This window comes from Devosia sp. P1_H9 (assembly GCF_056405135.1).
The window spans coordinates 1-24,137 of record NZ_JBFUCQ010000016.1; the positions used below are offsets into that span (position 1 = coordinate 1).

The window sequence follows — 24,137 nt, forward strand, 5'->3', positions numbered from 1 at the left end:
GCGATGCGGCAGGGGATGCGCCCCGGCACTGGTGGCATAGGCCCAAAACCCCGGCCGGCCGGCGAGGCGTGAGCCTCTTTCATCTGCGGACTACCGCTACGGGGCAAACGCCTCGCCGGTCCCGCTTCGTCTTCCTCGATCAGGGGAAGGTTCTTTGAAACCTCCGAAGCCCACGGGCTGTCGGATGCATCAGCTTGCCTCCGCTCATTGCATGCGAAAAATCTTCACCCTCACCCCAAGGATCAGCCCGCGTTCATCGTCTCACCCTAGAATGCCGACGGAAAGCTCACGCAGGTGCTACGATCCTTGACGCCTGAATTCATGAACACCGGGGTGCTCGACGCCCCCACAGCCGACGAAACGCTGATCGCGCGGGCGGTCGGCGGCGATCGGCGTGCATTTGGCGAGTTGGTGGAGCGGCACTACGACTTCATCTTCCGCACGGCGTGCAAATGGTGCGGCAAGGTTTCGGATGCCGAGGATGTGGCGCAGGATGTGTGCGTCAAGCTCGCCTCGATCCTCAGGAGTTTCGACGGGCGCTCGGCGTTCACCAGCTGGCTCTATCGCGTGACGCTCAACGCGGTGCGCGACATGCAGCGAGCCCGGAGCCGGCGCGGGCGCAACGCCGACCGCTATGCCGAGGTGGCGCCGGACGAATACCTGCCCGAGCAGGAAGACGCAGCGACCTGTGGGGAGTTGTGGAATGCGGTGCGCAGACTTCCCGAACAGCAACGGGATGCGGTGCTGCTGATTTACGCGGAGGGGATGAGCCACGCCGAAGCCGGCGTGATCATGGGGTGCAAGGAGGCGACAGTCTCATGGCACGTCCACGAGGCAAAAAAGACCCTGAGGGGGCTCCTATGAGCAACCACATGAACGACGACGACAAGCTGAACGCGTTGCAGCAGGCGCAGACCCCGGCTCCTTCGGGGGCGGCGCGCAGCCGCGCGCTCGATGCCGCGATGCTGGCGTTCGATGCCGAGCAGGCGAGCCAGAAGAAAGCTGCCCAAGGAAATCCGATCACCCAGCGTCTCAGGTCCATCTTCGCCAATGCGAAAGGGACTTGGACCATGAATACGCGTCTCACCTATGGCCTCGGCACCGCAGCCGTCGCACTGCTGCTGCTGCCGCTCGGCTACCAGCTCTACACCACCACCGCGATCACCCCGATCGGCGTGCCGCCGGTGGCCGTCAGCACCACCGACGCGGACAAGCCGGTGGTGCAGCCCGAACCCGCGCCGATGGAGATCGGCCGCGTCGATGCGCTGAAGAAGGAAGCAGCCGGCGGCGCGACGGCCACCACGACGGCCGAAGCCCCTGCAACTGTCGGCGCCGATGGCAACGTTTCGAACCTTGCGGCGGCTGCGCCGGAAGGTGAGACAGATCTGCAAATGCGCGACGAGGTCGCTCCGCAGGCCAGCATGTCGCTCGATGCAACGGCACCGGTCGCACCGATGACCGTGATGCGAATGGCTGCGCCCAAGCAACAGGCGGCCAATCCGACCCTGTCTGCCGGCATGATGCAGGAGGAATCGTTCGCCGCGGCACCTGCGCCGGCCGACGCGACGATTGCCACGCCGACGGAGCCGAGCGGCGACGAGTTCACCAAGTTCACGGAATCGCCGGTGAAGGTGGTGAAGACCGAGCCTGTCTCCACCTTCTCGATCGACGTCGATACGGCTGCCTATTCGTATGTCCGGCGCTCGCTCACCGAGGGCTGGGTGCCGGAGCCCGATGCGGTGCGGATCGAGGAGCTGATCAACTACTTCAACTACAACTACCCGGCCCCGACCGACGCCTCGACGCCGTTCAAGCCAACCGTCTCGGTCTATCCGACGCCGTGGAACGGCAAGACGCAGATCGTTCAGATCGGCATCAAGGGCTATGTGCCCCCGGTGACCGAGGACAAGCCGTCGAACCTGGTGTTCCTGATCGACACCTCGGGGTCGATGGATGAGCCGGACAAGCTGCCGCTGCTGAAGCGGGCGTTCGCGCTACTGGTCGACCAGCTCGGCGCAAACGACACGATCTCGATCGTCACCTATGCCGGTTCGGCCGGCGTCGTGCTGGAGCCGACCAAGGCGACGGAGAAAGCCAAGATCCTCGGCGCGCTGGAGAACCTCTCGGCCGGTGGATCGACGGCCGGTGCCGAGGGCATCGAACTGGCCTACCGGCTGGCTGAGCAGAACAAGGTGTCCAACGGCGTCAACCGGGTGATCCTCGCGACTGACGGCGATTTCAATGTCGGGATAGACGATCCGGAAGACCTGAAGACCTACATCAAGAGTAAGCGCGACGGCGGGGTGTTCCTGTCGGTGCTCGGCTTCGGCCAGGGCAATCTCGGCGACGACACGATGCAGGCACTGGCGCAGAACGGCAACGGCAATGCGAGCTACATCGACAGCTTCAAGGAAGCCCAGAAGGTGCTGGTCGAGGACGCCGGCGGCACGCTCGAGACCATCGCCAAGGACGTCAAGATCCAGGTGGAGTTCAACCCGGCGGTGGTCAGCGAGTACCGGCTGATCGGCTACGAGACCCGGGCGCTGAACCGCGAGGACTTCAACAACGACAAGGTCGACGCCGGCGAGATCGGCGCGGGGACCACCGTCACCGCGCTCTACGAGATCACCCCGGTCGGCTCGGGCGCCGAGCTCAACGATCCCTTGCGCTACAGTTCCGAGGGTACTGCGGAGTCGCCTGGGAATGGCGAGATCGGCTTCCTCAAGATGCGCTACAAGCTGCCCGACGAGGAGACCAGCAAACTGATCGAGCAGGCGATCGGTCAGGATCAGGCCGTATCGAGCCTCTCCCAAGCCTCCGAGGACTCGCGGTTTGCCGTCGCCGTCGCCGCCTTCGGGCAGAAGCTCAAGGGCTCCAACTACGGCGAGATGAGCTGGAACGACATCCGGGCCCTGGCCCAAGGTGCCCGCGGCGCCGACGAGAATGGCTACCGCGCCGAGTTCATGCAGCTGATCGACATGGCCAAGGTGCTGGTACCGGAAACCGAGGCGGCGACGCCCAAGCAATAGCGCCGCCAGCCCCCCACGGCGCTTACGAGCGCGGCCCCGCTGCTGACGGTACCGCGCTCGACTGCGTCGAGAGGCGCAGATCGTATAGAAAGACGGCATAGACGCGGCTGCCGGTGCCGGCTGGTCCCGACACCTTCTCTGCGTCGGGATAGATCAAGGTGATGTCCACGAAGCTGGAGCTTCCAATGACGGCAGCCGGAATGGCGATCTCTCTCGTTGTCGCTGAGCGTCCTGCAAATTCCAGCGTGCCAAGCGAGGCGCCATTGACGCTGACTTCCACGCGCTGCCGGGTGGTGTCGCGATCGACATAGGGTCGCATGTTGAGTTCGAGCAGCAGGTCGGACGGCGCCGCAACGGCGAAGCGCAGCATGGATCGGTCGCCGTCTGACCAAGAGCCCGCTGTGTCCGGATCGCGCCATCCGCAGCGGGCGAGCGACCCGCGTGATGCGCCGCCGTCGGCTCCGAACGAGACGCGTTCGCCAAGGGCATAGGTGCCCCGTACGGGCAGGGGGAAGCAGTCGCTGGATTTGTCGATGTAGTAGGCGCGATAGAGCGGATCGACGGTGGGCGACATGGCGATGGCGAGAATGGCGGCTTCCCCCGCAAGCAGCAGGGCGGCCAAGCTGTAGAGAATGGTGCCGCGGCGTTGGCCCATGGCTACATTACGAACAGCGAACTGTTCATCCAGCCGATCGTGAGCACGATGTCGAGGATGATGAAGATCGGAAAGGCGAGCAGCCAAGCCGGCGTCCAGCGCGACACGAGATCGGCGATAGCCCACCCGATAGGGGCCAAGCCGGCAACGAAGCGAACCAGCGACGTCGGGCCTGCCGAAAGCGAGACCAGGATGCAGAGCAGGCAGAAGATCGCGGCGGGCAGGCGGCGCTGGACCACCAGCAACAGGCAGGCGGCGGCGCCGACCAGAGCCGCGACTGTCCAACTCGCGGTCACCATGGCGGCCGGAGTCAGCGGCCAGGTCAGCGTCAGCAGCGCGCTGATCGTATCGAGCGGGCTGACCAACTCCCGCCCCCAGGCGCGCTGGATGTGGGCGAAGGCAAATCCATCGCCGGTGAGGTAGCTGAGATAGGCGATGTAGACGAACAGACCCGCCGGGGCGAGCGCGACGCCCAGCACCAACCGGGGATTGCCGAGCAGCGCGAGCGGCAGGTCGCCCCAGCGGCCGCCGGCCTTGAGATGCTGCTCCACGGCACGGGTCAGCAGCGCGAAGACCATCAGCACGCCGGTGATACGCGTCGCCGAGAGGAGGGCGGCAAACAGGCCAGCCAGCACATAGCGCGACCGATCGAGCGCCAGCAGGGCTAGCGTCGTCAGGAGGATGAAGAGCGCCTCGGTGTGCAGACTGGAAAACAGGAAGGAGAAGGGGCCGATGAGCAGGCCGGTGGCGAACAGCCAGTAGGCCCGTGCGCTGGCGAACAGTGGGCGCGCTGCCAGGGCAGCGAGGATTGCCGCCGTGTTCGAAACGATGAAGCCGGCCCATTCGGCCGACAGCCCGGTCACGCGGCCGAACAGGGCCGCGAGGGCGGGCGAGAGCGGAAAGAAGGCCCAGTTGGCGGCGCCCGGGCGCAGCCGGACACCCGGCGCAAGATCGTAGCCGCCATTGGCGACGGTTCTGTACCACCCACAGTCCCAGACGCACAGCGCGTGCACATAGCCGGTCAGGTCAGTGCCGCCCTTGATCCACGCGAAGACAGCGAACCGCAGGGCGATCCCTGCAAGTGCCAGAAAGAGGAGTACGGCAATGCGCCGGTACGGCACCGCCCCGGCTAAGTGGTGCCGTGCCTCCGCGATCGCTTGGTCGGCGGCTGTCATGCGGACCTAGCCGAGGCTGCCGCCCTCGTTGTTCCCGCCCTCGTTCCCGCCACCGGTGCCTGTCGTGGTGGTGGTCGTGGTGGTCGTCGTCGTGACGATCACGTCAGGTCCGTCACCGTCGTCAGAGCTACTTAGCGATTCGGCGGGCCAGACGTAGTTTGGTGGCGAGCACTTGGCGTTGTGCATTTCGGGGTCAGTGACCATCCAGCCGAAGCACTCGACGAAGTGATCGATCTGTTCGATCACCTCGGGCGTGAAAAAGGCCTGGCTGGTGACCGTGCTACCCAAGAACAAAAGCCCGGCAGTGGGAATAGCAACGACCACTAGGCGCAGGCGAGATTTCGGCTTGGAAGATTTGTTGGATTCCAACATGGGAACTCCGTGACGCTGTGCGATGGAGAAGCAGTGCACGAACCGCACACTGCTTCTCTCTGCCCGCCACAGTTAGCGAAGGGCTCGTGTTGGGGCAATCCTTCACGCTCGATCTGGCAACTATATTGTTACAACGGCTTCAAACCTGCTTCGATCTCGGCCCGACGGTCCTCCAGGAACGGCGGCAAGGCCAGGCGCTGGCCGAGGGTTTCGAGGGGTTCGTCGGCGGTGAAGCCTGGGCCGTCGGTGGCGATCTCGAACAGGATGCCGTTGGGCTCGCGGAAGTAAAGCGACTTGAAATAGAAGCGCTCGACCTCGCCGCTGGAGCGGACGCCGAATTGAGCGGTGCGCTTCACCCACTCGTCGAACTGCTCCTTGTCCGGGGTGCGGAAAGCGACATGGTGCACGCCGCCGGCGCCCTGGCGGGCCTGCGGCAGATCGGGGTTCACCTCGACATGCAGTTCGGCCGCGGCGCCGCCTTCACCCATCTCGAAGACATGGATTTCGCCATTCTTCTCGCGTGCCGGGTAGGAGCGGACCTCGCGCATGTTCATCACCTTGGTCAGCACCGGCTCGGTGCGACGGAGATCAGGTACGGCAAGAGTGATGGGGCCGAGGCCTATGATCTGGTGCTCGGCGGGGACCGGGCTCTCGGCCCAGGGGTGGCCGGCAGCGGATTTCGGATCGGCGATCAGACGGAAGCGCTGGCCTTCGAAGTCCTCGAAGTCGAGCGACAGGTGTCCGGCACGTTCCTTGATGTTGCCCGAGGAAATGTCTTTCTCAGTGAGGTGTTCCTTCCACCACTTGAGATCGGCTTCGGAGCCGACACGCAGGCCGGTGCGCGACACTTCGTGGTTGCCACGCTTCGACGGTGCGGTGGGCCAATCGAAGAAGGTGAGATCGGCGCCCGGCGAGGCGATCGCGTCGCCATAGAACAGATGATAGGCGCTGACGTCGTCCTGGTTGACGGTCTTCTTGATCAGCCTGAGGCCAAGCGTGCGGGTGTAGAATTCGACATTGCGCTGCGCCTGGGCGGTGATCGCCGTCAGGTGATGAATGCCTTCGAGTTCGAGGGTCATGACTGGCCTCCGTTGTTATCGGTGGCCAATACATAGTCTGAACGAAGGTTCCGGCAGAGCCCTTGAATCCCGACGCGTTGTCAATGTGGGGTGAACAATCCGGGTGCGACGGGCCTGGAAATGGAAATCCCCGCTTTCGCGGGGATTGTGCCGTTCTAGTCGCTACGCTGGACGATCAGTCCTTGGCGCGTTCCACGTAGCTGCCGTCTTCGGTCATCACCACGACGCGGGTGCCGACGCCGATGTGAGGCGGGACCATGGTCTTGGCGCCGTTCGAGAGCGTCGCCGGCTTGAACGAGGAGGACGCAGTCTGGCCCTTCACTACCGGTTCGGTCTCGGTGATTTCGAGGGTGACGCGGGCGGGAAGTTCGATGGCGATGGCGGCGCCTTCGAAGGTCTTCAGATAGACCAGCATGCCATCGGTGAGGAAGGCGCCCTGGTCGCCGACGACGTCCTCGGAGACTGCGATCTGCTCGTAGGAGGCGGGGTCCATGAAGTGGTAGCCCTCGCCGTCGTGGTAGAGGAACTGGTACTCGCGCTCATCGACGTCGGCCTTCTCGACCATTTCGACGGTGCGCCAGCGGCCGATGACCTTCACGCCGTCGGACATGCGGCGCATGTTGACGTTGGTGACGGAGTTGCCCTTGCCAGGGTGGACGTTCTCGGCGGTGAGCACGACGTGCAGGTTGCCGTCCTGTTCGACGACGTGGCCTTTGCGCAGGGACGAGGCGATGACCTTGACCATATTTCTTCCTTGTTCAACGGTTGGCGGCGGCCTAGAGAGCGGCAACGGAGGCCGGCGGACGCGCTGATCTGACTATTCGGTGCCGCCCGATATCCTAATTCCGCGAAAACCGCCAGTCCTGAGCCGAAAGACACTGCCGTTGCCCACGTCCTCTTCTTTTTCACCGGTTTCGCCGTGGTGGACGCCATCGGTGCATGCCGACCGGCGACCGGCGCTGCTGGCGCGGAACAGGATCGAGCTGGCACTGCGCAAGTATCTGGCGGAACAGGATTTTCTGATGGTGGACCCGCCGGGTTTGCAGCGCAGCCCGGGCAACGAGACGCATCTCCATGCCTTCGCCACCACGGCGATCGGCAATGATGGGGTGGGGGAGACGCTGTATCTCCATACGTCGCCGGAATTCTCGATGAAGAAGCTGCTGGCGGCGGGGGAGCGGCGGATCGCGAGCCTCGGGCATGTCTGGCGAAATCGGGAGCGGAGTGCGCTGCATCATCCCGAGTTCACGATGCTGGAGTGGTATCGGGCAGGGGAGCGGTATGACGCGGTGATCGCCGACTGTGTGGCGATGTTGCGGATTGCGGCGGAGACCGCCGGAAACGCGCTGTTGCGGTTCAAGGGGCGGGAGTGCGATCCGTTCGTCGAGCCGGAGCGGTTGGGAGTTGTCGAGGCTTTTCAACGGTTTGCGGGGATTGACCTGTTCGCGACGATGGACCCTGACGGGTTGACGGATGCCGACGCGCTTGCCGCCGAGATGCGGCGGGTGGGACTGGAGGTGCCGGGGGAGTATACCTGGTCGTATCTGTTCAGTCGGGTGCTAGTGGAAAAAGTGGAGCCGAATCTGGGGCTTGGGCGGGTGACGGTGCTGGATCGGTATCCGGTGGCGGAGGCTGCACTTGCTCGTCGCACGGTGGATGACCGGCGGGTGGCGGAGCGGTTTGAGCTTTATGCGTGCGGCGTAGAGTTGGCGAACGGGTTTGGCGAGCTGACAGACGCAGCAGAACAGCGCGTAAGGTTCCAAGCCGAGATGGACGAAAAGCTGCGGCTGTACCATGAAACTTATCCGCTGGATGAAGACCTGCTCGCGGCGCTGCCGCTGATGGAGGAAACCAGCGGAGTGGCGCTCGGGTTCGACCGGCTGGTGATGCTGGCGGTGGGGGCGCGGCGGATCGAGGACGTACTGTGGGTGCCGGTGGTCGGAGGCGACAGATGAAACAGGATCGCGCGATACGGTCGGCGACGGAGCTGGTCTCGGCCGGGCTGCTCGATGCGGAGCGGCTGGGTGATGCCGAGGCCGTCGCGAAGAAGTACGCGGTCGCAATCACGCCGGCGATGGCGGGGCTGATCGACCGCGACGATCCGAACGATCCGATCGCCAAGCAGTTCGTGCCGGACTTCGCCGAATTGAGCGTGACGCCGGAAGAGCGGGCGGACCCGATCGGGGACCTGACGCATTCGCCGGTCGAGGGGATCGTGCACCGCTATCCTGACCGCGTGCTGCTGAAGGCGGTGCATGTCTGCCCGGTCTACTGCCGGTTCTGCTTCCGGCGCGAGATGGTTGGGCCCGAGGGGTTGGGCACGCTGACGCCCGAGGCGATGGATGCCGCGATCGGCTACATCGCCGGGCATCCGGAGATCTGGGAGGTGATCCTCACCGGCGGCGATCCGCTGGTGCTGTCGGCACGGCGGCTCGAGGAGATGATGGTACGGCTCAGGGACATCGCGCATGTGAAGATCGTGCGCTTCCACAGCCGGGTGCCGGTGGTGGAGCCGGAGCGGGTCGACGACAAGCTGATCGCGGCGCTGAAGGCCAGTGGCAAGACCACCTATGTGGCGATGCACGCCAACCATCCGCGCGAACTGACGTCGGCGGCGCGAGCTGCGGCGGGGCGGCTGGTCGACGCGGGCGTGGTGATGCTCAGCCAGTCAGTGCTGCTGCGGGGCATCAACGACGATGCCGATGTGTTGGCGGAACTGATGCGCGGTTTCGTCGAGATGCGGGTGCGGCCGTATTATCTGCACCATCCGGACCTCGCGCCCGGCACGGCGCATTTCCGGCTGTCGATCGCCGAAGGACAGGCGCTGGTGAAGGGCCTGCGCGGCCGGGTGTCAGGGCTGTGCCAGCCGACATATGTGCTCGATATCCCCGGGGGCTACGGCAAGGCGCCGATCGCGGCCAGCAATGTCGAGGCGACGGGCGAGGGAACCTATTCCGTGTCGGACTGGCAGGGCGGGGTGCATGCCTATCCACCGGCAGGAGGATATGAGGCCACATGAGCACCGGGTCGGCGCCGCCGTTTCCCTGGCCCGAAGAACGAGTTGCGCATTACACCGCCTATCGCGTGCCCGAGCCACTCGCGATTGGCGGCAAGCTCGATGATGCGAGCTGGCGGCTGGCCCCGCGCTCGCCGCGCTTCGTCGACCTGATCACGGGCAAGCCGACGGTGCATGACACCCGAGCGGCCGTGCTGTGGGATGACAGCTACCTCTATGCCGGCTTCTGGGTCGAGGAGCCGTTTGTCGAGGCCAAGCTCACCGAGCGTGACTCGCTGATCTGGAGCGAGAACGACATCGAGGTGTTCGTGGCCGGGGCGGACGCGTATTACGAACTCGAGATCAATGCGCTGGGCACGATCTATGAGGCCTTCTTCCTGTGGGAGGATGCGTATGAACGCGCGGGCTTCAGCAAGGCGCCGGAGTTCTCGCGCACGGCGCCCGGGGCGAAGCCATGGAACGGCGTCGGCTTCGACAAGCACCCGCGCGGCCCGCGGCTGGGGTTCTTCAACTGGGACCTGCCGGGACTTCGAAGCGCAGTCGCAGTCGATGGGACAATCAACGACAACCGCGACCGCGATCGCGGCTGGACGGCGGAGATTGCCATTCCGTGGTCCGGCATGCAGCAGCTTGCGACTGACGGACGAACGCTGCCGCCGCGTGACGGCGACACCTGGCGGATGGACTTCTCGCGCTTCAACACCTATCGGGCGGCAGCGCCGGCCGAGGACTCCGGCGGCTGGGCCTGGAGCGCGCATGGCGTCTGGGACTCGCACGTCCCCGAGCTGTTTCCGTACATCCACTTCTCGACGAAGCTGGTGGGGAGCGAGGGCTAGGGCTCAGTTGTTCCAGTAGCCGGGGTCGAGCAATTTGCCGTTCGCCCAGGCTTCAATCAGCGCGCCGGCGATGGCGCCGGGGCGGGGCTTGTTGATCTCGGAGTGGGTGCCGGCGAGGATTTCGAGCACTTCGCTGCGGGTAACCCAGCGGGCGTCGGACAGCTCGACCGGATCGACGGTGATCGCCTCGCTGGTGGCGTCGCCCTGGCAGCCGAACATCAGCGACATCGGGAACGGCCAAGGCTGCGAGGAGACGTAGCGGACCTGGCCGACCTTGATGGCACTCTCCTCCAGCGTCTCGCGGCGCACAGCGGCCTCGATGGTTTCACCCGGCTCTACGAAGCCGGCGAGCAGGGAATACATCCGCTCCGGCCAGCTGGGGCTGCGGCCGAGCAGCAGCAGGTCACCGCGGGTGATTGCCATGATCACCACCGGGTCGGTGCGCGGGAAATGCTGCGTGCCGCATTGCGGGCACTTGCGGACCCAGCCGGTGCTCTCGACATTGCTCGGCGCGCCGCAATTGGCGCAGAAGCGGTGGGTGCCGTGCCAGCCGATCAGGGCGCGCCCGGTGGCGACGGTTTCGCCTTCGAGCCGCGACAGCATCGGCATCAGACCGCGGATTTCCGTGAACTTCGCGTCGGGGAAGCTGGGATGGACCTGCTGGGTCTGGTCGATGAACTGGCCGATGGTCGTGGCATCCTCGGGCGGCGACCAGAGTGGTAGGTCGACAGCGAAGCGCGGCCCCTCGGGCGTCAGCCCAACGAAGATTGGCGCTTCGCGGCTATCGGAGAGGGCTGGGTGATCGAGCGGCACGGCTGCGGGCCGGCCGTCGGCATCGGCGAGAAGCTTGCCGCGCCAGAACACCAGCGTGCGGGCCCGGGCGTCGTTGCGCGCCTCGTCCGTGGTGCGCAGGTGCGCGACGCGATCGAGTTCACCCGGCTTGAATGCAAACCCGAAATCCACCGCTCAACCCTCCAAATTCGCCGGAAGGTTTAGGGGGATGTCGAACCGGCTACAAGCCGGGACGCATCTGTGGGGCAGATGGGGGGCAGCCCACCTGCAAATTAGTCGAGGCTGTAGGGTCGCCTGCCCGGACGACCCTACAGCCCCCTGATCCGCGATTGCCACCGGCGGATCATTTCCTCTGCAGCGGCTTCGGCACCCTGCATGTTTGCGCTTTGATAGACATCAACCTCGACACCGTTGCGTGACAGTTGGTCGACAGCTTCGGCGAGCACGGCGTTCAGGAGGAACACTCCTGATATGGTCGAGGTCGGGCCCATGCGTATGTCGTTGTCGCCGACGCTGAGCGCGGCGTCGCCGTACTCGCCGCCATTGTCGAGCACCAGGTCAGTGACCTCAAAGAGGAGCTTGCCCGACTCGTGGCGAGAGGTGGTGGCGCCGGCGTGCCGCAGCGAGGTCAGCGCGATGGTGGTGGCGCCACGAGCCTTGCAGGCGAGCGCCAGTTCGATCGGGTAGGCGTTGCGGCCCGAATTGGACGCGATGAAGACCACATCGCCGGCCTCGACGGGATAGTCGGCAAGGACGCGCTCGGCGCGGCCGGCTTCGCGTTCGAGCAGGGTGGAGCGCTCGGCGCCGAGGTGCAGCATCAGGTCGGGATCGAGGATGGCCTGGGCGGCGGCGATGCCGCCAGCGCGGTAGAAGGCTTCCTCGGCGATGAGGTGGGAGTGGCCGGAGCCGGCAACATAGACCAGGTGGTCGCTGCCGAGCGCCGTGGCCACGGCATCGCGCGCGGCATCGAGGACATCGGACTGTTCGGCGAGCACGCGGTCGAGGAGGGCCGTGACCTGATCGCGGTAGCGCTGGCGTGGGATGGTCATTCTAGCCTCTGATCTCGCCGACATATTTGTAGCGGTCGCCGCGGTACCAGCTGGTCGCGTCTTCGACGACGGTGCCGGTTGCGCCGTAGCCGAGTTGCGAAATCTCGAGTACGGCGGCACCCTGGCGGATGCATAGGTGGCCGGCCAGTTCCTCGTCGGCCTCGGTGGCCTGGAGGCTCTGCAGGACGCGCTGCGGGCGGGCGTTGCGGGCATCCATGCGGTCGTAGAGCGAGCCGGTGCCGTCATAGTCGGCGCCGACCGTCTCGACCGGTACCACGGCCCGCTCGTAGGCGATCGGCTCGCCGCCGGCGAGGCGCAGGCGGACGAGGGTGAGGATGGGCGAGCCGAGCGGCAGGCCGGTGCGGAAGGCGGCGTCGGCCCCGACCTGGCCAATGGAGCACTCGAGCACGCGTGAGCTGGGCTCGAGACCGCGCAGGCGCATATCCTCGGAGAAGCCGGAGAGGCGCGACAGGGCCTTGGGGATGCGCCCGACGACGACGGTGCCGGCGCCCGGGCGGGTGGCGACGATGCCCATCTGGGCCAGTTCCTTGAGGCCCTGGCGCAGGGTCGAGCGGGAGACTGCGAGCGCCTCGGCCATCTCGCGCTCCGAGGGCAGCGACTCGCCCGGGGCGATGCCGCCGGAATCGAGCACGGCGGTCAACGCGTTGCGCAGCCGCTCGCCCAGCGGGCCGTGCTGCCGCTCCATGCGCTCGCGTACAGCTGCGTAAAAGTCCAAGGCTGCTCCCGGCCACCGATGCGTGGTTCCGTCCGCAGCTGGTATGATTTTGGACTGGCGTTGGCAAGCGTGCCGCACGAAAAGTTGCAGGAGTTCCGGCCAATGGACATACTGGGCCAAACCAACAACATACCAGTTAGCAGGGAAGGGTTCACCGTGGCGGTACAGGAACTGCTGTCGCGCGACGGCAAGGGGCGCTTCCGGCATGGTGCTTGATTTCGGCGACGGGTACCGGCTGCGGGCGGCGACGGAGGCTGATCATGCGGCGTTGTGCATGGTGTGCCTGAAAACCGGGGATAACGGCGAGGACGCCACGGCGCGGGAAGATGATGCGGACCTGCTGGGGTTGATCTACGCGGTGCCGTACCAGGTGTTTGCGCCGGAGTTTGCGTTCGCTGTCGATGGGCCGCACGGGGTGTGCGGGTATGTGCTGGGGGCGGTGGACAGCGCTGCATTTTATCGCTGGGCCGGAAGCGAGTGGTTCCCGCCGATTGCGGGGCAGCTCGCGGATCCCGGACCGGACCGGGAGCATTGGCGGGGGAGCGACTGGGCGCGATATGAGATTCATCATCCGACGTTCGTCAATCCCGAGGCACTGCATCCCTACCCGGCGCATGGGCATATCGACCTGCTTCCGGAGGTGCAGGGGCGCGGCATCGGGCGAGCGGCGCTTGGCCTGGTGATGGAGCGGCTGCGAGCCGCCGGTGCAGCGGGCATGCACCTCGGGGTGAGCCCGAGAAACCGGCGGGCGCTGGCGTTCTATCGCAAGCTCGGGTTCGAGAGGCTGACGGGCGAAGGGGCACCACGAAACGCGGTGTACATGGCGCGCCGGTTGTAGGCGATTGGCCTAGGGCAGGCCCGCTCCCGCCTTATGGTCGATCCGGCATGATCTTGAAGTCGTTCCCCTCGGGCAGCAGTTGGCCACCGTCGACCACGATCGTCGTGCCGGTGATGTAACTGGCGTCGTCGGAGGCAAGGAACAGGAAGGCATTGGCGACGTCACGAGTGCTGCCGAGGCGGCCCAGTGGGATGGCGTCTTCCATCGACTTGATGAAGGCGGGGGAGCGGTGCTGCTGCACAGCTTCGGTGAGGATGTTGCCGGGCTCGACGCCGTTGACGGTGATGCCGTAGCCCGAGAATTCGAGCGCGGCGGCGCGGATCAGGCCGTTGATGCCGGCCTTGGTGGCCGAGTAGTGGCCGTGGCCGGGGCTGGTGACGTGCGGGCCGGTGATCGACGAGGTGAAGAGGATGCGGCCGTAGCCCTGCGCCTTCATCGGGGTGAGCGCCGCGCGGGCGGCGATGAAGCTGCCGCGGAGGTTAACGCCCATGACACGGTCCCAGTCCTCGACCGACGTTTCCTCGAGCAGCTGCCAGGGGTAGATGCCGGCATTCTGCACGAGGATGTCGAGGCGGTCATATTGCTTGAGCGCCAGGGCGACGGCGGCCTCTGCGTCGGCCAGCTTCGAAATGTCGGTGTAGATGAACGGCGCATCGAGCTCCGCTGCTGTTGCCACGCCGGCTTCGCGTTCGGTGTCGGCGATGACGAGGTTGGCGCCTTCTTCGGCGAAGCGGACAGCAATGGCTTTGCCGATGCCGCGCGCTGCTCCGATGACGAGCGCGGTCTTGCCTTCAAGTCGTTTGGTCATGCGAGTTTCTGCCTGATCGAGAGTTTCAGGGTGTCGAGGAGCACGGCGGCGAGCACCAGCAGTCCGTGGATCACCTGGGTGGAGGTGGCGGGGAGGCCCATGAGGTTGATGGCGGTGTTGATGGCCGAGAGCAGCAGCACGCCGGCATAAACGCCGGGTAGGGCGCCGACGCCGCCCTTCAAACTGACGCCGCCGATGACCACCGCGGCGAAAGCGTTAAAGAGCAGGCCAATGCCGAGATTGGCGGTGGCGCCAGAGGTGCGGATAGCGAGCAGCCAGCCAGCGAGCGCGGCGATGGCGCCTGCGAGGATGAAGCTCAGCATTAAGATGCGATCGACCTTGATGCCGGCGCGGAAAGCGGCGTTCTGGTTGCCGCCGATGATGACGATGTGCCGGCCGAAGCGCGTCCTGGCCATGATCAGGGAGAACACCACGAAGCAGGCGATGGCGATCCAGGCGGTGAGCGGCAGGCCGAGGAGGCGCTGCACGCCGAACCAGCGGATGGCGGGTGCGAGATCCTGTGCCGAGCGGCCGCCGGAGATGGCGAGCACGATACCGCGCACCCAGATGTAGGAGGCCAGCGTGACGATGAAGGCGTTCATCTTCAGCTTCACGATGAGGAAGCCGTTGAGCGCGCCGATGGCGCTGCCGACAGCGAGCGCGATGATGAGCGAAACGGGGACGCCGAGCCAGTCGGGCGTCAATTGTACGCCCATGCCGATGCCGGCGGAACAAAAGATGATGCCCACGGCCATGGCGGAGAGCGCGGCGACGGACTCGACCGAAAGGTCCATGTGGCCGGCGATGATCACGAGCGCGAGGCCGATCGACATGACGCCGAGCACGGATGAGGCCTCGATGATGTTGGCGAAGATGCCGGGTTGGAAATAGTTGGGCACGAAGGCGGAGAACACGATCAACACGAACAGCAGCATGAACCAGACGAGGTTATCGAGAATGAACTCGAGGGTGCGGCGGGTGTTGGGGTTCATGCTGGGGTTCCGGTGAGGGGACATCTGTCCCCCTCCGCACGAGGGGAGGGGGACGTGGTTGAGGACGGGCTTATTCCACCGACTTGATGGTGTCCGTCGGGGGCTTCATGTTGCCCCAGAAGGCCGGGTTGTCGATGTTTTCCATGGTGATGGCGGCGCCGGGGATCTTGATATTCGGGCCCCAGGCTTCGTTGGTCACAGTGGATTTCAGGCCGAGCACGTCATACTCGCCGGGCTTGATCTCCTGGTGGTTGACGATCTTGTCCATGAACATGGCGACGGCGGCCGCCTGCGCATAAAGCGGCTGCTCGACTTCGGCCTGCATCCACCCCTTGCGGATCAGGTCGAGGCCAACCGGTGCTCCGTTAGACGAGAGCATCAGCACGTCGCCCGGCTTCTTGCCGGCTGCTTCGAGCGAAGCGGCGGCGGCGACCGAGAGGTGGGCGGCGTGGTTGAAGATCAGGTCGATATCGGGGTTGGCGAGCAGCTGGTCGTTGACGATGGTACCGGCGGCGTCGGCGGCCCAGGCCATGGCGGGAACCGAGATGATCTTGACGTCAGGGAAGGCCGCCATCTTCTCCTCGAAGCCCTTCTGGATATCGAGGGTGTAGGGGTCGCCCGGATCGCCGAGCACCTGCAGCACCTTGCCCTTCACCGACCCGTTCTTCTTGGTCAGCAGGTCCTGGACCACGCCGGCGGCGACGTAGCCGATCTCGACGGTGCCGGCGACCGAGGTGAAGGCCGACGGAGTGGAGGTGATCTGGCGGTCGAATTCCACCACCGGAATGCCGGCCGCCATGGCGGCTTCTATCGAGGGTTTCAAGGCGTTGAAGTCGACGGCGGCGAGGATGATGGCCGCGGGCTTCAGCGCGATGACGTCGTTCATCTGGGACTGCTGGACGTCGGTCTTGTTGTCGGCGTTCAGCGTCTGCATCTCGTAGCCGACCTGCTTCAGGAACATTTCCAGCGCCGACACGGAGCCAGTCTGGAATTCATCGATCAGCGTGGGGACGAGGTAGTAGACCTTGCCCTTCGACTGGGCGAAGGCAGGCGACAGCAGGGCAAGCGCCACTGCCAGAACGCCGAAGACGGATAGGAGTATTCGCTTCATTTCGTTCGCTCCTTGATGCCGGATTTCCCTGTTTCCCATCAGCCAGCCGCTCCGGCAGCGGCCAGGGTTTCCCCGGTGATCATGCGGACCACCGCATCGGGGCTCGTATTCCTCGTTGCAACATCGCCGGCCACGACGCCCTGGCGGATCACCACGATCCGGTCGGCGACCTGGAAGGCCTGCTGCATGATGTGGGTGATGATGACGACGCCGATGCCCTGGCTGGCGACCTGGCGGATCATCTCGAGGCCGCGACGGGTCTGCTCGACGCCGAGCGCGGCGAAGGGCTCGTCGAGCAGGACCAGCTTGCCGCCCCAGTGGACGAAGCGGTTGAGCTCGATGGCCTGGCGTTGGCCGCCCGAGAGGTGCTCGACATTGGTGCGGAGCGACGGGATTTTCGTGCCGGCGCTGGCCATGGCCTTGGCGACGACGGCCTCCATGGCCTTTTCGTCGAGCACGGGGATGCCGAGGACCTTTTTGGTGATCTCGCGGCCCATGAAGAAGTTGGCGACGACATCGACATTGGTGGCGAGCGAGAGGTCCTGGTAGACCGTCTCGATCCCCGCAACCTTGGCTTCGGACGGCGATTTGGCGAGGAAATCGCGGCCCTCGAACAGCATCTTGCCGGAGGTGGGTTCGAGCCCGCCGGCGATGATCTTCACCAGCGTCGACTTGCCGGCGCCATTGTCGCCCAACAGCGCCACCACCTCGCCCTTGCCGATGGTGAAGCTGACGCCCTTCAGCGCTTCGATGGCGCCGTAGTTCTTCTTGATGTCGTCGAGGACGAGCAGCGGCTCGAATGTGCTCATGCGGCAAGGCCCTTCATCTGGTCGCGGCCGGGGGCGAAGAGCTGGCCGAAGCGGGGTGAGAGAACGCCGGCGACGGCGAGCGCCGCGGCGCCGCGCAGCACTGTGTGCGGGCCGCCATTGGAGACGATGAGGCGCGGTGCCTTGCGATCGCGGCGGGCGGAGACGGAGTTGGGCAGGTCGGCGGCGACGCGGGCCAACTCGGCGGACAGGCTCTCCGGGGCGAGGCCGCCGAGGATCACGGTCTCAGGATCGAACAGGTTCTCGACGGTGATCAGCGCGGCGCGCAGCTGCGGGGCGATGGCGTCGGCATAGGCAGCTTCGCCGAGGCCGCGGCGGGCGAACGCCTCGAGCGAGATGTAGCGTTCGAGGCAGCCGCGATTACCGCAAGGGCAGGGCTCGCCGTCGGGCACCACGGGGATGTGGCTGATTTCCCCCGCATTGCCCCAGGCGCCACGCTGGGCGACACCCTCGTGCACCATGATGCCGCCGAGGCCGACACCGATGAACAGGTAGTAGAAATCGCCGAACTTGGCGCCCCGACCATAGAGCCGCTCGCCGAGCGCCGCGGCGGCCATGTCGGACTCGATGAAGGCGGGCAGGCCGGTGACTTCGGCGAGGCGCTCGCGCAACTGCACATTGTCCCAACCGACCATGGTCGTGGGGCCGACGAAGCTCATCGACTCGACACCGAACGGGCCCGGCAGGGTGAGGCCGACGCCGAGCATGCGGACGCCTTGGCGGAGGGCACGCAACTCGGCGACCATTGCGCCGATCAGCGTGAAGGCCTCATCGGGGGTAGCGTGGGCAGCATTGCGATGGGCGCTGCCGATAACGTCGCCGGCAAGGTTGATCAGCGCCGCGTCGATGCCCAGCGGGGTGATATAGATGCCGATGGCATAGCCGCCTTCGGGATTGACGCGCAGGGTCGTCGGCGGCAGGCCGCGGCCGCGCGGCTCTTCCTTGAGCGACAGGATGAAGCCCTGCTCTTCGAGTTCGCGGATGATGGTGGAGACGGTCTGCACCGTGAGTCCGACCTCCGCGGCGATGCGGCCACGGGTCGTGGGGCCGGTCGCACGGATAGCTTCGAGGACGATCCGCCGATTGTACGGCCGTCCGAATTCCTGGTTCGTCCCTCTCAGGCCCAAGGCGTCCCTCCTAGGCTGGAGGGGAGACTGTGCTGGCTGATTTATTAAGTCAAATGGAATTCAGAAATCGGCGGTAGCCGGTGCGCAGCAGGGTTGCGCGAGCACCGCTTGCGCTTTGTGGCTTGGGACAGATAAGTCAGCCCCATGCAGGTGCAGGACCTCGCCATTCTGGTCATCGACGAGAACCGCATTCGTGCCTCGATCATCGAGGACGGGTTGCGGGAGGCGGGGCATTTGCGCGTCACCGTGGTCAACGAGATCAATGAAGTGGCGCGGGTGATCGAGCGCGACACGCCCGACGTGGTGGTGATCGACCTCGAGAACCCCAACCGCGACCGGCTGGAGCATTTCTTCACGCTGAGCCGAGCGCTCAGGAAGCCGATCGCCATGTTCGTCGACCGCTCCGACGCCTCCGCCATTGAGGCGGCGGTGGAAGCTGGGGTGTCGGCCTACGTAGTCGACGGGCTGAAGAAAGAGCGGGTGAAGCCGATCCTCGACATGGCCGTCAGCCGCTTCAACGCCTTCGCACGGCTGACGCGCGAACTGGAGCAGGCGCGCAGCGAACTCGAGGATCGCAAGGTCATCGACCAGGCCAAGGCGATCCTGCTGCGGACGCGCGGGCTGGCCGAGGCGGATGCCTATGCACTGCTGCGGAAGACCGCGATGAACCAGAACCGACGGATCGTCGATATCGCCCAGAGCCTAGTTACGGCCGACAGCTTGCTCGGCCCAGAGGAATAATCATGTCGCCCATTCCCCTCTCCGCCGGATTCCTGCCCCTGCTCGATAGCGTGCTGCTGGTGCTGGCGCGGGAGAAGGGGTTCGCGGCGGCCGAGGGGCTGGACCTGCATCTGGTCAAGGAAACCTCGTGGGCCAATATCCGCGACCGGGCGGCGCTGGGACATTTCGACTTCGCGCAGATGCTGGCGCCGATGCCGATCGCGGCGACGCTGGGGCTCAATCCGCTGTCGGTGCCGATGATCACGCCGATGATCCTGGGGCTCGGCAATAACGGCGTCACGGTGAGCGCCGAGCTTTGGGCGCGGATGGCTGATGCCGGAGCGCCGGCGACGCTGGAGGCGGGGCCGGTGGGCGCGGCGCTGAAGCGGGTGGTCGCGGCGTCGGAGCGGAAGCTGCGGTTCGGCGTGGTGCACCAGACCTCGTCGCACAATTACGAGCTGCGCTACTGGCTGTCGGCGAGCGGCATCGCGCCGGATCGCGATATCGAGATCGTGGTGCTGCCGCCGCCGCTGTTGCCGGAGGCGCTGGGTTCGAGCGGAATCGATGGCTATTGCGTGGGTGAGCCGTGGAACACGGTGGGGGTGAAGAACGCCGGCGCGCATATCGCGACGGTCAAGGCTTCGATCTGGCGAAGCAGCCCCGACAAGGTGATCGGTATGCGGGCGCACTGGGCCGAAGCCAATAGCGAGATTGTCGCCGGGCTGATTCGGGCGGTGCACCACGCGGCGCGCTGGTGTGGCGAGAGCGCCAACCATGCCGAGACCGCGGAGATTATGTCGTCGCCGCACTATCTGGGTCTGCCAGCGGAGCTGATCCTGCCGGCACTGGATGGGCAACTCGATATCGGCGGCGGGATGGCGGCGAGTGTGCCGGACCACTTTGTGCCGTATGCGGGGGCGGCCAACTTCCCGTGGAGCAGCCACGCGGCGTGGTTCTACAGCCAGATGGTGCGCTGGGGCGAAGTCGAGCACACGCCGGAACGGGCGCGAGCGGCGGCGATGACGTTCCGGCCGGATGTGTACCGGTCGGCGCTGGCGCCCCTTGGGGTGCCGATGCCGGTCGTGGACAGCAAGATCGAGGGGCTGCTGGCAGCGCCGACCGAGGTGACGGCGACCGCGAGCACGCTGGTTATCGGGCCGGACGGGTTCTTCGATGGCCGGGTGTTCGATCCCGATCAGGTTGACGCGTATATCGCCGCGCAGAAGGCTGTTTGACAGTCTGCGCACTATTTAGGCGTATTCCCATATTGCCTATTTTTGCATCTGTACGCAGCTGTGTGGATTCGGATTAGGCACAATTGGCGCCTGCCTAATTTGCGGGCAATGCTGTAACAAGCTGAAATATCTTATCTTATTGCCTCCGGCCAGTTTGGCACGGCACGTGCATTGCATTCTCCGACACGCGAAATCGCGATGATCCGGCGTCCAACGGTGGGCGCTCCCAAACAGGCAAGGCTGCCAACAGGAACGTTTCACTGGCTTTCGGGCCAGCGCTACGACCTGCTGGCAGCTTTTTCATTTTGGGAGCCGAGGGGCACTTCGGGGCGCCGGCTGATCGCATCACACGGAGAGACTGATGAAGAAGTTGACCTCGACCACCCTCCTGAGCCGGCGCGCCTTCCTGGCCGGTACCACGGCAACCGCCGCGACGCTCGTTGCCGCCAAGACGCTGTTCCCCTCGGGCGCCTTCGCCCAGGGCGCGGGACCCGAAGTCACTGGCGCCAAGCTCGGCTTCATTGCGCTGACTGACGCCTCGGCGCTGGTTATTGCCAAGGAGAAGGGCCTGTTCGCCAAGCATGGCGTGCCGGATGTCGAAGTGCTGAAGCAGGCCAGCTGGGGCGCAACGCGCGACAACCTGGTGCTCGGTGGTGCAGCCAACGGCATTGACGGTGCCCATATCCTGACGCCGATGCCGTATTTGATCTCCACCGGCAAGGTGACTCAGAACAACGTGCCGCTGCCGATGTCGATCGTCGCGCGGCTCAACCTCGACAGCCAGGCGATCTCGGTGTCGCAGGCCTACAAGGATGTCGGGGTCGGCCTCGACTCCTCGCCGCTGAAGGACGTGTTCGCGAAGCGCAAGGCCGAGGGCAAGGAAGTCACCGTCGCGATGACCTTCCCAGGCGGCACGCACGACCTCTGGGTCCGCTACTGGCTGGCCGCCGGTGGCATCAACCCGAACACGGACGTTTCGACCATCACCGTGCCGCCGCCGCAGATGGTGGCGAACATGAAGGTCGGCAACATGGACGCGTTCTGCGTCGGCGAGCCGTGGAACGAGCAACTGGTCAACCAGGGCATCGGCTTCACCGCGGCATCGACCGGCGAGCTGTGGAAGGGCCACCCGGAAAAGGCGCTGGGCCTCCGCAACGACTTCATCGATGCCAATCCGATCGCTACCCGCGCCATACTGATGGCGGTGATGGAAGCGGCGCAGTGGGCCGATGACATGGCCAACAAGGAAGAGCTGGCACAAATCCTCGGCAAGCGCGGCTGGTTCAACGTGCCGCCGGCCGACGTGCTGGGGCGGCTGAAGGGCGACATCAACTACGGCAATGGCCGTGTCGCCAAGGCCACCGGGCTCGAGATGAAGTTCTGGAAGGACCATGCGTCCTATCCGTTCAAGAGCCACGACGCCTGGTTCCTTACCGAGGATATCCGCTGGGGCTACCTCCCGGCCGACACCGACGTTAAGGCGCTGGTCGATCAGGTGAACCGCGAAGACCTGTGGCGCGATGCGGCGACGACCCTCGGCATTGCCGCGGCCGATATCCCGACCTCGACCTCGCGTGGGCCGGAGACCTTCTTCGACGGCAAGGTGTTCGATCCCGAGAACCCATCCGCCTATCTCGAGAGCCTCGCGATCACCGCTCTCGGCTGATGTCCCCTACTGGCGCCGGGTCCTCCCTGGCTCGGCGCCGCATTTTTTCCCCATTCAGTACGGACCCCGCGATCATGAGTGCAGAGGCCCAGTTCGAAACCGCCGCGCCGCCCCAAAAGGCGAAAGTGTTCGCCTTTCCGGGCAAGCCCGCCGGCCGGAAGATCGACATGAAGAAAATCGCCGCGGGCGTTGCGCGTTCGGTCGTGCCGCCGGTGATCGTCATCCTCCTGATGCTGCTGATCTGGCAGATCGCCTGCTCGACGCCCGGTGCGTCGCTGCCGCCGCCCTCGGTGGTTTGGGATCAGGCAGGCGAGCTGATCTGGAACCCGTTCTTCGACTACGGCAACGGCGACATCGGGCTGGCGTGGCGGGTGTTCGCCTCGCTGCAGCGCGTCGCGGTGGGGTTCGGCCTCGCCGCACTGGTCGGCGTGGCGGTCGGCGCGTTCATCGGACAATCGGTGTGGGCGATGCGCGGACTCGACCCGATCTTCCAGATCCTCCGCACCGTGCCGCCGCTGGCATGGCTGCCGCTGTCATTGGCCGCGTTCCGCGATAGCCATCCCTCGGCGATCTTCGTGATCTTCATTACCGCCGTGTGGCCGGTGATCATCAATACCGCGGTGGGCGTCCGGAACATTCCGAACGACTACCGGAACGTCGCCGCCATTCTCCGGCTCAACCCGATCGAGTTCTTCTTCAAGATCATGGTGCCGGCGGCGGCGCCGTACATCTTCACCGGGTTGCGTATCGGGATCGGGCTCAGCTGGCTCGCCATCGTCGCGGCGGAAATGCTCACCGGCGGCGTCGGCATCGGCTTCTTCATCTGGGATGCGTGGAACTCGTCGCGCCTGCCCGACATCATCGTGGCGCTGGTCTATATCGGCGTGATCGGCTTCATGCTCGATCGCCTGGTTGCCAGTTTCGGCGCCTTCATCACCCGCGGCACAGCCGCGAACTGAGGGGAGCGTCATGACCGCCTATCTCAAGATCGACCACGTCGACAAAAGCTTCGAGCGCAACGGCGCGACCTCGGAAGTGCTCAAGGACATCTCCCTGGAGATCACCGAGGGCGAGGTGATCTCGATCATCGGCCACTCGGGCTGCGGCAAGTCCACGCTGCTGAACTTGATTGCTGGCCTCACCGAAGTGTCCTCCGGCGCAATTTTCCTCGAGGGCAAGATCGTGTCGGAGCCGGGGCCGGAGCGGGCCGTGGTGTTCCAGAACCACTCTCTGCTGCCCTGGCTGACGGTCTACGAAAACGTCAACCTCGCGGTCGCCAAGGTGTTCGGCGCCACCCGCACCAAGGCGGTGCGGCATGACTGGATCATGCACAATCTCGACCTGGTGCAGATGGGGCATGCCAAGGACAAGCGGCCGGCAGAGATCTCCGGTGGCATGAAGCAGCGCGTCGGCATTGCCCGCGCGCTGGCAATGGAACCGAAGATCCTGCTGCTCGACGAGCCGTTCGGCGCGCTCGACGCGCTGACCCGGGCGCACCTGCAGGATGCGGTGATGGAGATCCACGAGCGACTCAACAACACCATGATCATGATCACCCACGATGTGGATGAGGCGGTGCTACTGAGTGACCGGATCGTGATGATGACCAATGGGCCGGCAGCGCGGATCGGCGAGGTGCTTTCGGTACCGCTGGCGCGGCCGCGCCAGCGCCTCGATCTGGCGGGCGACCGGACATACCTCAAATGCCGCGAGGCGGTGTTGAAGTTCCTCTACGAGCGGCATCGGTTCGTGGAAGCGGCGTAAGGAACTGAACGATCGCGTGGTGGGCGCGTCCACGTGGGCCGCCCGCCACCCAGTCGCTGACGAAGTGCCTAAATAGTGACCACGCCATGTGTGCGATTAAAGTTTGTGCACTTGTTTGGTCACTCTGGACTCGAATTAGTCAGTCCTGCTGCCTGATCATATTTCGTACTTCTGCGTAACTCTTTGTTGTAGAAGGCATTTCATCCGTTCTGCCAGTTTGGCACGGTACATGCATTACAGTCTACGAGGCGCGAGTTCGCGATCTCCCCGCGTCCAAAGATGGGCGCTCCCCTAATAGGCAAGGCTGCCC

At 65.3% G+C, this 24,137-nt stretch carries 24 protein-coding genes; 11 read left to right on the forward strand and 13 right to left on the reverse strand.

Going from position 1 to position 24,137, the window contains the following annotated elements:
• Window positions 1-321 precede the first annotated feature (321 nt).
• Window positions 322-864 carry an RNA polymerase sigma factor gene (locus tag AC1DYL_RS21500; protein WP_477174746.1) on the forward strand — a complete coding sequence of 181 codons (543 nt, stop codon included), beginning with the start codon at window positions 322-324 and terminating at the stop codon, window positions 862-864.
• Window positions 861-3,029 (forward strand): vWA domain-containing protein, encoded by a 2,169-nt coding sequence (locus AC1DYL_RS21505; protein WP_477174710.1) that lies wholly within the window; start codon window positions 861-863, stop codon window positions 3,027-3,029. Before AC1DYL_RS21500 ends, AC1DYL_RS21505 begins: the two co-directional genes overlap by 4 nt.
• A gap of 22 nt (window positions 3,030-3,051) precedes the next feature.
• Here the strand turns inward: AC1DYL_RS21505 and AC1DYL_RS21510 are convergent, their stop codons facing one another.
• From AC1DYL_RS21510 to efp, 5 genes are all read right to left on the reverse strand, one after another.
• Window positions 3,052-3,684 carry a hypothetical protein gene (locus AC1DYL_RS21510; RefSeq protein ID WP_477174711.1) on the reverse strand — a complete coding sequence of 211 codons (633 nt, stop codon included), beginning with the start codon at window positions 3,682-3,684 and terminating at the stop codon, window positions 3,052-3,054.
• Between the two features lie 2 nt (window positions 3,685-3,686).
• Window positions 3,687-4,859, reverse strand: a complete 1,173-nt coding sequence (locus tag AC1DYL_RS21515) for a hypothetical protein (protein WP_477174712.1) — start codon at window positions 4,857-4,859, stop codon at window positions 3,687-3,689.
• Between the two features lie 6 nt (window positions 4,860-4,865).
• Window positions 4,866-5,231: a hypothetical protein gene (locus AC1DYL_RS21520; RefSeq protein WP_477174713.1), complete on the reverse strand. Its 366-nt coding sequence runs from the start codon at window positions 5,229-5,231 to the stop codon at window positions 4,866-4,868.
• A gap of 128 nt (window positions 5,232-5,359) precedes the next feature.
• A complete protein-coding gene (locus AC1DYL_RS21525) occupies window positions 5,360-6,310 on the reverse strand; it encodes a ring-cleaving dioxygenase (RefSeq protein WP_477174714.1) in 951 nt (316 codons plus the stop codon).
• A 175-nt stretch (window positions 6,311-6,485) separates the two neighbouring features.
• Window positions 6,486-7,055, reverse strand: coding sequence for an elongation factor P (gene efp / locus AC1DYL_RS21530; RefSeq protein WP_477174715.1), 570 nt, complete (start codon window positions 7,053-7,055; stop codon window positions 6,486-6,488).
• A gap of 139 nt (window positions 7,056-7,194) precedes the next feature.
• Here efp and epmA point away from each other — a divergent pair, with 139 nt between their 5' ends.
• The 3 genes from epmA to AC1DYL_RS21545 are packed head-to-tail and all read left to right on the forward strand — an operon-like array spanning window position 7,195 to window position 10,162.
• On the forward strand, window positions 7,195-8,265 hold the full coding sequence (gene epmA, locus AC1DYL_RS21535) for an EF-P lysine aminoacylase EpmA (RefSeq protein ID WP_477174716.1): 1,071 nt from the start codon (window positions 7,195-7,197) through the stop codon (window positions 8,263-8,265).
• Complete coding sequence (locus AC1DYL_RS21540; protein ID WP_477174717.1) at window positions 8,262-9,329, forward strand: lysine-2,3-aminomutase-like protein; 1,068 nt, start codon at window positions 8,262-8,264, stop codon at window positions 9,327-9,329. The genes epmA and AC1DYL_RS21540 overlap by 4 nt, the downstream gene beginning before the upstream one ends.
• Window positions 9,326-10,162, forward strand: coding sequence for a carbohydrate-binding family 9-like protein (locus AC1DYL_RS21545; RefSeq protein WP_477174718.1), 837 nt, complete (start codon window positions 9,326-9,328; stop codon window positions 10,160-10,162). The genes AC1DYL_RS21540 and AC1DYL_RS21545 overlap by 4 nt, the downstream gene beginning before the upstream one ends.
• 3 nt (window positions 10,163-10,165) lie before the next feature.
• On the opposite strand, the gene nudC is transcribed toward AC1DYL_RS21545, so the two are convergent.
• The 3 genes from nudC to AC1DYL_RS21560 form a co-directional block, all read right to left on the reverse strand.
• A complete protein-coding gene (gene nudC / locus AC1DYL_RS21550; protein WP_477174719.1) occupies window positions 10,166-11,125 on the reverse strand; it encodes an NAD(+) diphosphatase in 960 nt (319 codons plus the stop codon).
• 137 nt (window positions 11,126-11,262) lie between these two features.
• Complete coding sequence (locus AC1DYL_RS21555; RefSeq protein WP_477157020.1) at window positions 11,263-12,003, reverse strand: sugar isomerase domain-containing protein; 741 nt, start codon at window positions 12,001-12,003, stop codon at window positions 11,263-11,265.
• 1 nt (window position 12,004) lies between these two features.
• Window positions 12,005-12,739, reverse strand: coding sequence for a GntR family transcriptional regulator (locus AC1DYL_RS21560; RefSeq protein WP_477174720.1), 735 nt, complete (start codon window positions 12,737-12,739; stop codon window positions 12,005-12,007).
• Window positions 12,740-12,944: 205 nt separating this feature from the next.
• Here AC1DYL_RS21560 and AC1DYL_RS21565 point away from each other — a divergent pair, with 205 nt between their 5' ends.
• On the forward strand, window positions 12,945-13,577 hold the full coding sequence (locus AC1DYL_RS21565) for a GNAT family N-acetyltransferase (RefSeq protein WP_477174721.1): 633 nt from the start codon (window positions 12,945-12,947) through the stop codon (window positions 13,575-13,577).
• 31 nt (window positions 13,578-13,608) lie between these two features.
• On the opposite strand, the gene AC1DYL_RS21570 is transcribed toward AC1DYL_RS21565, so the two are convergent.
• From AC1DYL_RS21570 to AC1DYL_RS21590, 5 genes are all read right to left on the reverse strand, one after another.
• The gene (locus AC1DYL_RS21570; protein WP_477174722.1) at window positions 13,609-14,385 is read right to left on the reverse strand and encodes an SDR family NAD(P)-dependent oxidoreductase; all 777 of its coding nucleotides are present in this window, start codon (window positions 14,383-14,385) and stop codon (window positions 13,609-13,611) included.
• Window positions 14,382-15,377, reverse strand: a complete 996-nt coding sequence (locus AC1DYL_RS21575; protein ID WP_477174723.1) for an ABC transporter permease — start codon at window positions 15,375-15,377, stop codon at window positions 14,382-14,384. Before AC1DYL_RS21575 ends, AC1DYL_RS21570 begins: the two co-directional genes overlap by 4 nt.
• Before the next feature lie 70 nt (window positions 15,378-15,447).
• Window positions 15,448-16,488, reverse strand: a complete 1,041-nt coding sequence (locus AC1DYL_RS21580) for a sugar ABC transporter substrate-binding protein (protein WP_477152063.1) — start codon at window positions 16,486-16,488, stop codon at window positions 15,448-15,450.
• Window positions 16,489-16,526: 38 nt separating this feature from the next.
• Window positions 16,527-17,297 carry an ATP-binding cassette domain-containing protein gene (locus AC1DYL_RS21585; protein WP_477174724.1) on the reverse strand — a complete coding sequence of 257 codons (771 nt, stop codon included), beginning with the start codon at window positions 17,295-17,297 and terminating at the stop codon, window positions 16,527-16,529.
• The gene (locus AC1DYL_RS21590) at window positions 17,294-18,442 is read right to left on the reverse strand and encodes an ROK family transcriptional regulator (protein WP_477174725.1); all 1,149 of its coding nucleotides are present in this window, start codon (window positions 18,440-18,442) and stop codon (window positions 17,294-17,296) included. The genes AC1DYL_RS21585 and AC1DYL_RS21590 overlap by 4 nt, the downstream gene beginning before the upstream one ends.
• Window positions 18,443-18,586: 144 nt before the next feature.
• Between AC1DYL_RS21590 and AC1DYL_RS21595 the strand changes: the two genes are divergently transcribed.
• The 5 genes from AC1DYL_RS21595 to AC1DYL_RS21615 all read left to right on the forward strand — a co-directional run bounded on the left by AC1DYL_RS21595 (window position 18,587) and on the right by AC1DYL_RS21615 (window position 23,827).
• Window positions 18,587-19,183: an ANTAR domain-containing response regulator gene (locus tag AC1DYL_RS21595; protein ID WP_477174726.1), complete on the forward strand. Its 597-nt coding sequence runs from the start codon at window positions 18,587-18,589 to the stop codon at window positions 19,181-19,183.
• A gap of 2 nt (window positions 19,184-19,185) precedes the next feature.
• Window positions 19,186-20,397: a CmpA/NrtA family ABC transporter substrate-binding protein gene (locus AC1DYL_RS21600; RefSeq protein WP_477174727.1), complete on the forward strand. Its 1,212-nt coding sequence runs from the start codon at window positions 19,186-19,188 to the stop codon at window positions 20,395-20,397.
• Window positions 20,398-20,758: 361 nt separating this feature from the next.
• The gene (locus AC1DYL_RS21605; protein ID WP_477174728.1) at window positions 20,759-22,063 is read left to right on the forward strand and encodes a CmpA/NrtA family ABC transporter substrate-binding protein; all 1,305 of its coding nucleotides are present in this window, start codon (window positions 20,759-20,761) and stop codon (window positions 22,061-22,063) included.
• Window positions 22,064-22,137: 74 nt separating this feature from the next.
• Window positions 22,138-23,022 (forward strand): nitrate ABC transporter permease, encoded by an 885-nt coding sequence (gene ntrB / locus AC1DYL_RS21610; protein WP_477174729.1) that lies wholly within the window; start codon window positions 22,138-22,140, stop codon window positions 23,020-23,022.
• 10 nt (window positions 23,023-23,032) lie between these two features.
• Window positions 23,033-23,827: an ABC transporter ATP-binding protein gene (locus AC1DYL_RS21615; RefSeq protein ID WP_477174730.1), complete on the forward strand. Its 795-nt coding sequence runs from the start codon at window positions 23,033-23,035 to the stop codon at window positions 23,825-23,827.
• The last annotated feature ends 310 nt before the right edge of the window (window positions 23,828-24,137 follow it).

Excerpts from the sequence above, each read along its gene's own strand:
- AC1DYL_RS21500 (WP_477174746.1), top strand. The coding sequence starts at position 322 with ATGAACACCGGGGTGCTCGACGCCCCCACAGCCGACGAAACGCTGATC.
- AC1DYL_RS21505 (WP_477174710.1), top strand. The coding sequence starts at position 861 with ATGAGCAACCACATGAACGACGACGACAAGCTGAACGCGTTGCAGCAG.
- AC1DYL_RS21510 (WP_477174711.1), bottom strand. The coding sequence starts at position 3,684 with ATGGGCCAACGCCGCGGCACCATTCTCTACAGCTTGGCCGCCCTGCTG.
- AC1DYL_RS21515 (WP_477174712.1), bottom strand. The coding sequence starts at position 4,859 with ATGACAGCCGCCGACCAAGCGATCGCGGAGGCACGGCACCACTTAGCC.
- AC1DYL_RS21520 (WP_477174713.1), bottom strand. The coding sequence starts at position 5,231 with ATGTTGGAATCCAACAAATCTTCCAAGCCGAAATCTCGCCTGCGCCTA.
- AC1DYL_RS21525 (WP_477174714.1), bottom strand. The coding sequence starts at position 6,310 with ATGACCCTCGAACTCGAAGGCATTCATCACCTGACGGCGATCACCGCC.
- efp (WP_477174715.1), bottom strand. The coding sequence starts at position 7,055 with ATGGTCAAGGTCATCGCCTCGTCCCTGCGCAAAGGCCACGTCGTCGAA.
- AC1DYL_RS21540 (WP_477174717.1), top strand. The coding sequence starts at position 8,262 with ATGAAACAGGATCGCGCGATACGGTCGGCGACGGAGCTGGTCTCGGCC.
- AC1DYL_RS21545 (WP_477174718.1), top strand. The coding sequence starts at position 9,326 with ATGAGCACCGGGTCGGCGCCGCCGTTTCCCTGGCCCGAAGAACGAGTT.
- AC1DYL_RS21555 (WP_477157020.1), bottom strand. The coding sequence starts at position 12,003 with ATGACCATCCCACGCCAGCGCTACCGCGATCAGGTCACGGCCCTCCTC.
- AC1DYL_RS21565 (WP_477174721.1), top strand. The coding sequence starts at position 12,945 with ATGGTGCTTGATTTCGGCGACGGGTACCGGCTGCGGGCGGCGACGGAG.
- AC1DYL_RS21570 (WP_477174722.1), bottom strand. The coding sequence starts at position 14,385 with ATGACCAAACGACTTGAAGGCAAGACCGCGCTCGTCATCGGAGCAGCG.
- AC1DYL_RS21575 (WP_477174723.1), bottom strand. The coding sequence starts at position 15,377 with ATGAACCCCAACACCCGCCGCACCCTCGAGTTCATTCTCGATAACCTC.
- AC1DYL_RS21580 (WP_477152063.1), bottom strand. The coding sequence starts at position 16,488 with ATGAAGCGAATACTCCTATCCGTCTTCGGCGTTCTGGCAGTGGCGCTT.
- AC1DYL_RS21585 (WP_477174724.1), bottom strand. The coding sequence starts at position 17,297 with ATGAGCACATTCGAGCCGCTGCTCGTCCTCGACGACATCAAGAAGAAC.
- AC1DYL_RS21595 (WP_477174726.1), top strand. The coding sequence starts at position 18,587 with ATGCAGGTGCAGGACCTCGCCATTCTGGTCATCGACGAGAACCGCATT.
- AC1DYL_RS21600 (WP_477174727.1), top strand. The coding sequence starts at position 19,186 with ATGTCGCCCATTCCCCTCTCCGCCGGATTCCTGCCCCTGCTCGATAGC.
- AC1DYL_RS21605 (WP_477174728.1), top strand. The coding sequence starts at position 20,759 with ATGAAGAAGTTGACCTCGACCACCCTCCTGAGCCGGCGCGCCTTCCTG.
- ntrB (WP_477174729.1), top strand. The coding sequence starts at position 22,138 with ATGAGTGCAGAGGCCCAGTTCGAAACCGCCGCGCCGCCCCAAAAGGCG.
- AC1DYL_RS21615 (WP_477174730.1), top strand. The coding sequence starts at position 23,033 with ATGACCGCCTATCTCAAGATCGACCACGTCGACAAAAGCTTCGAGCGC.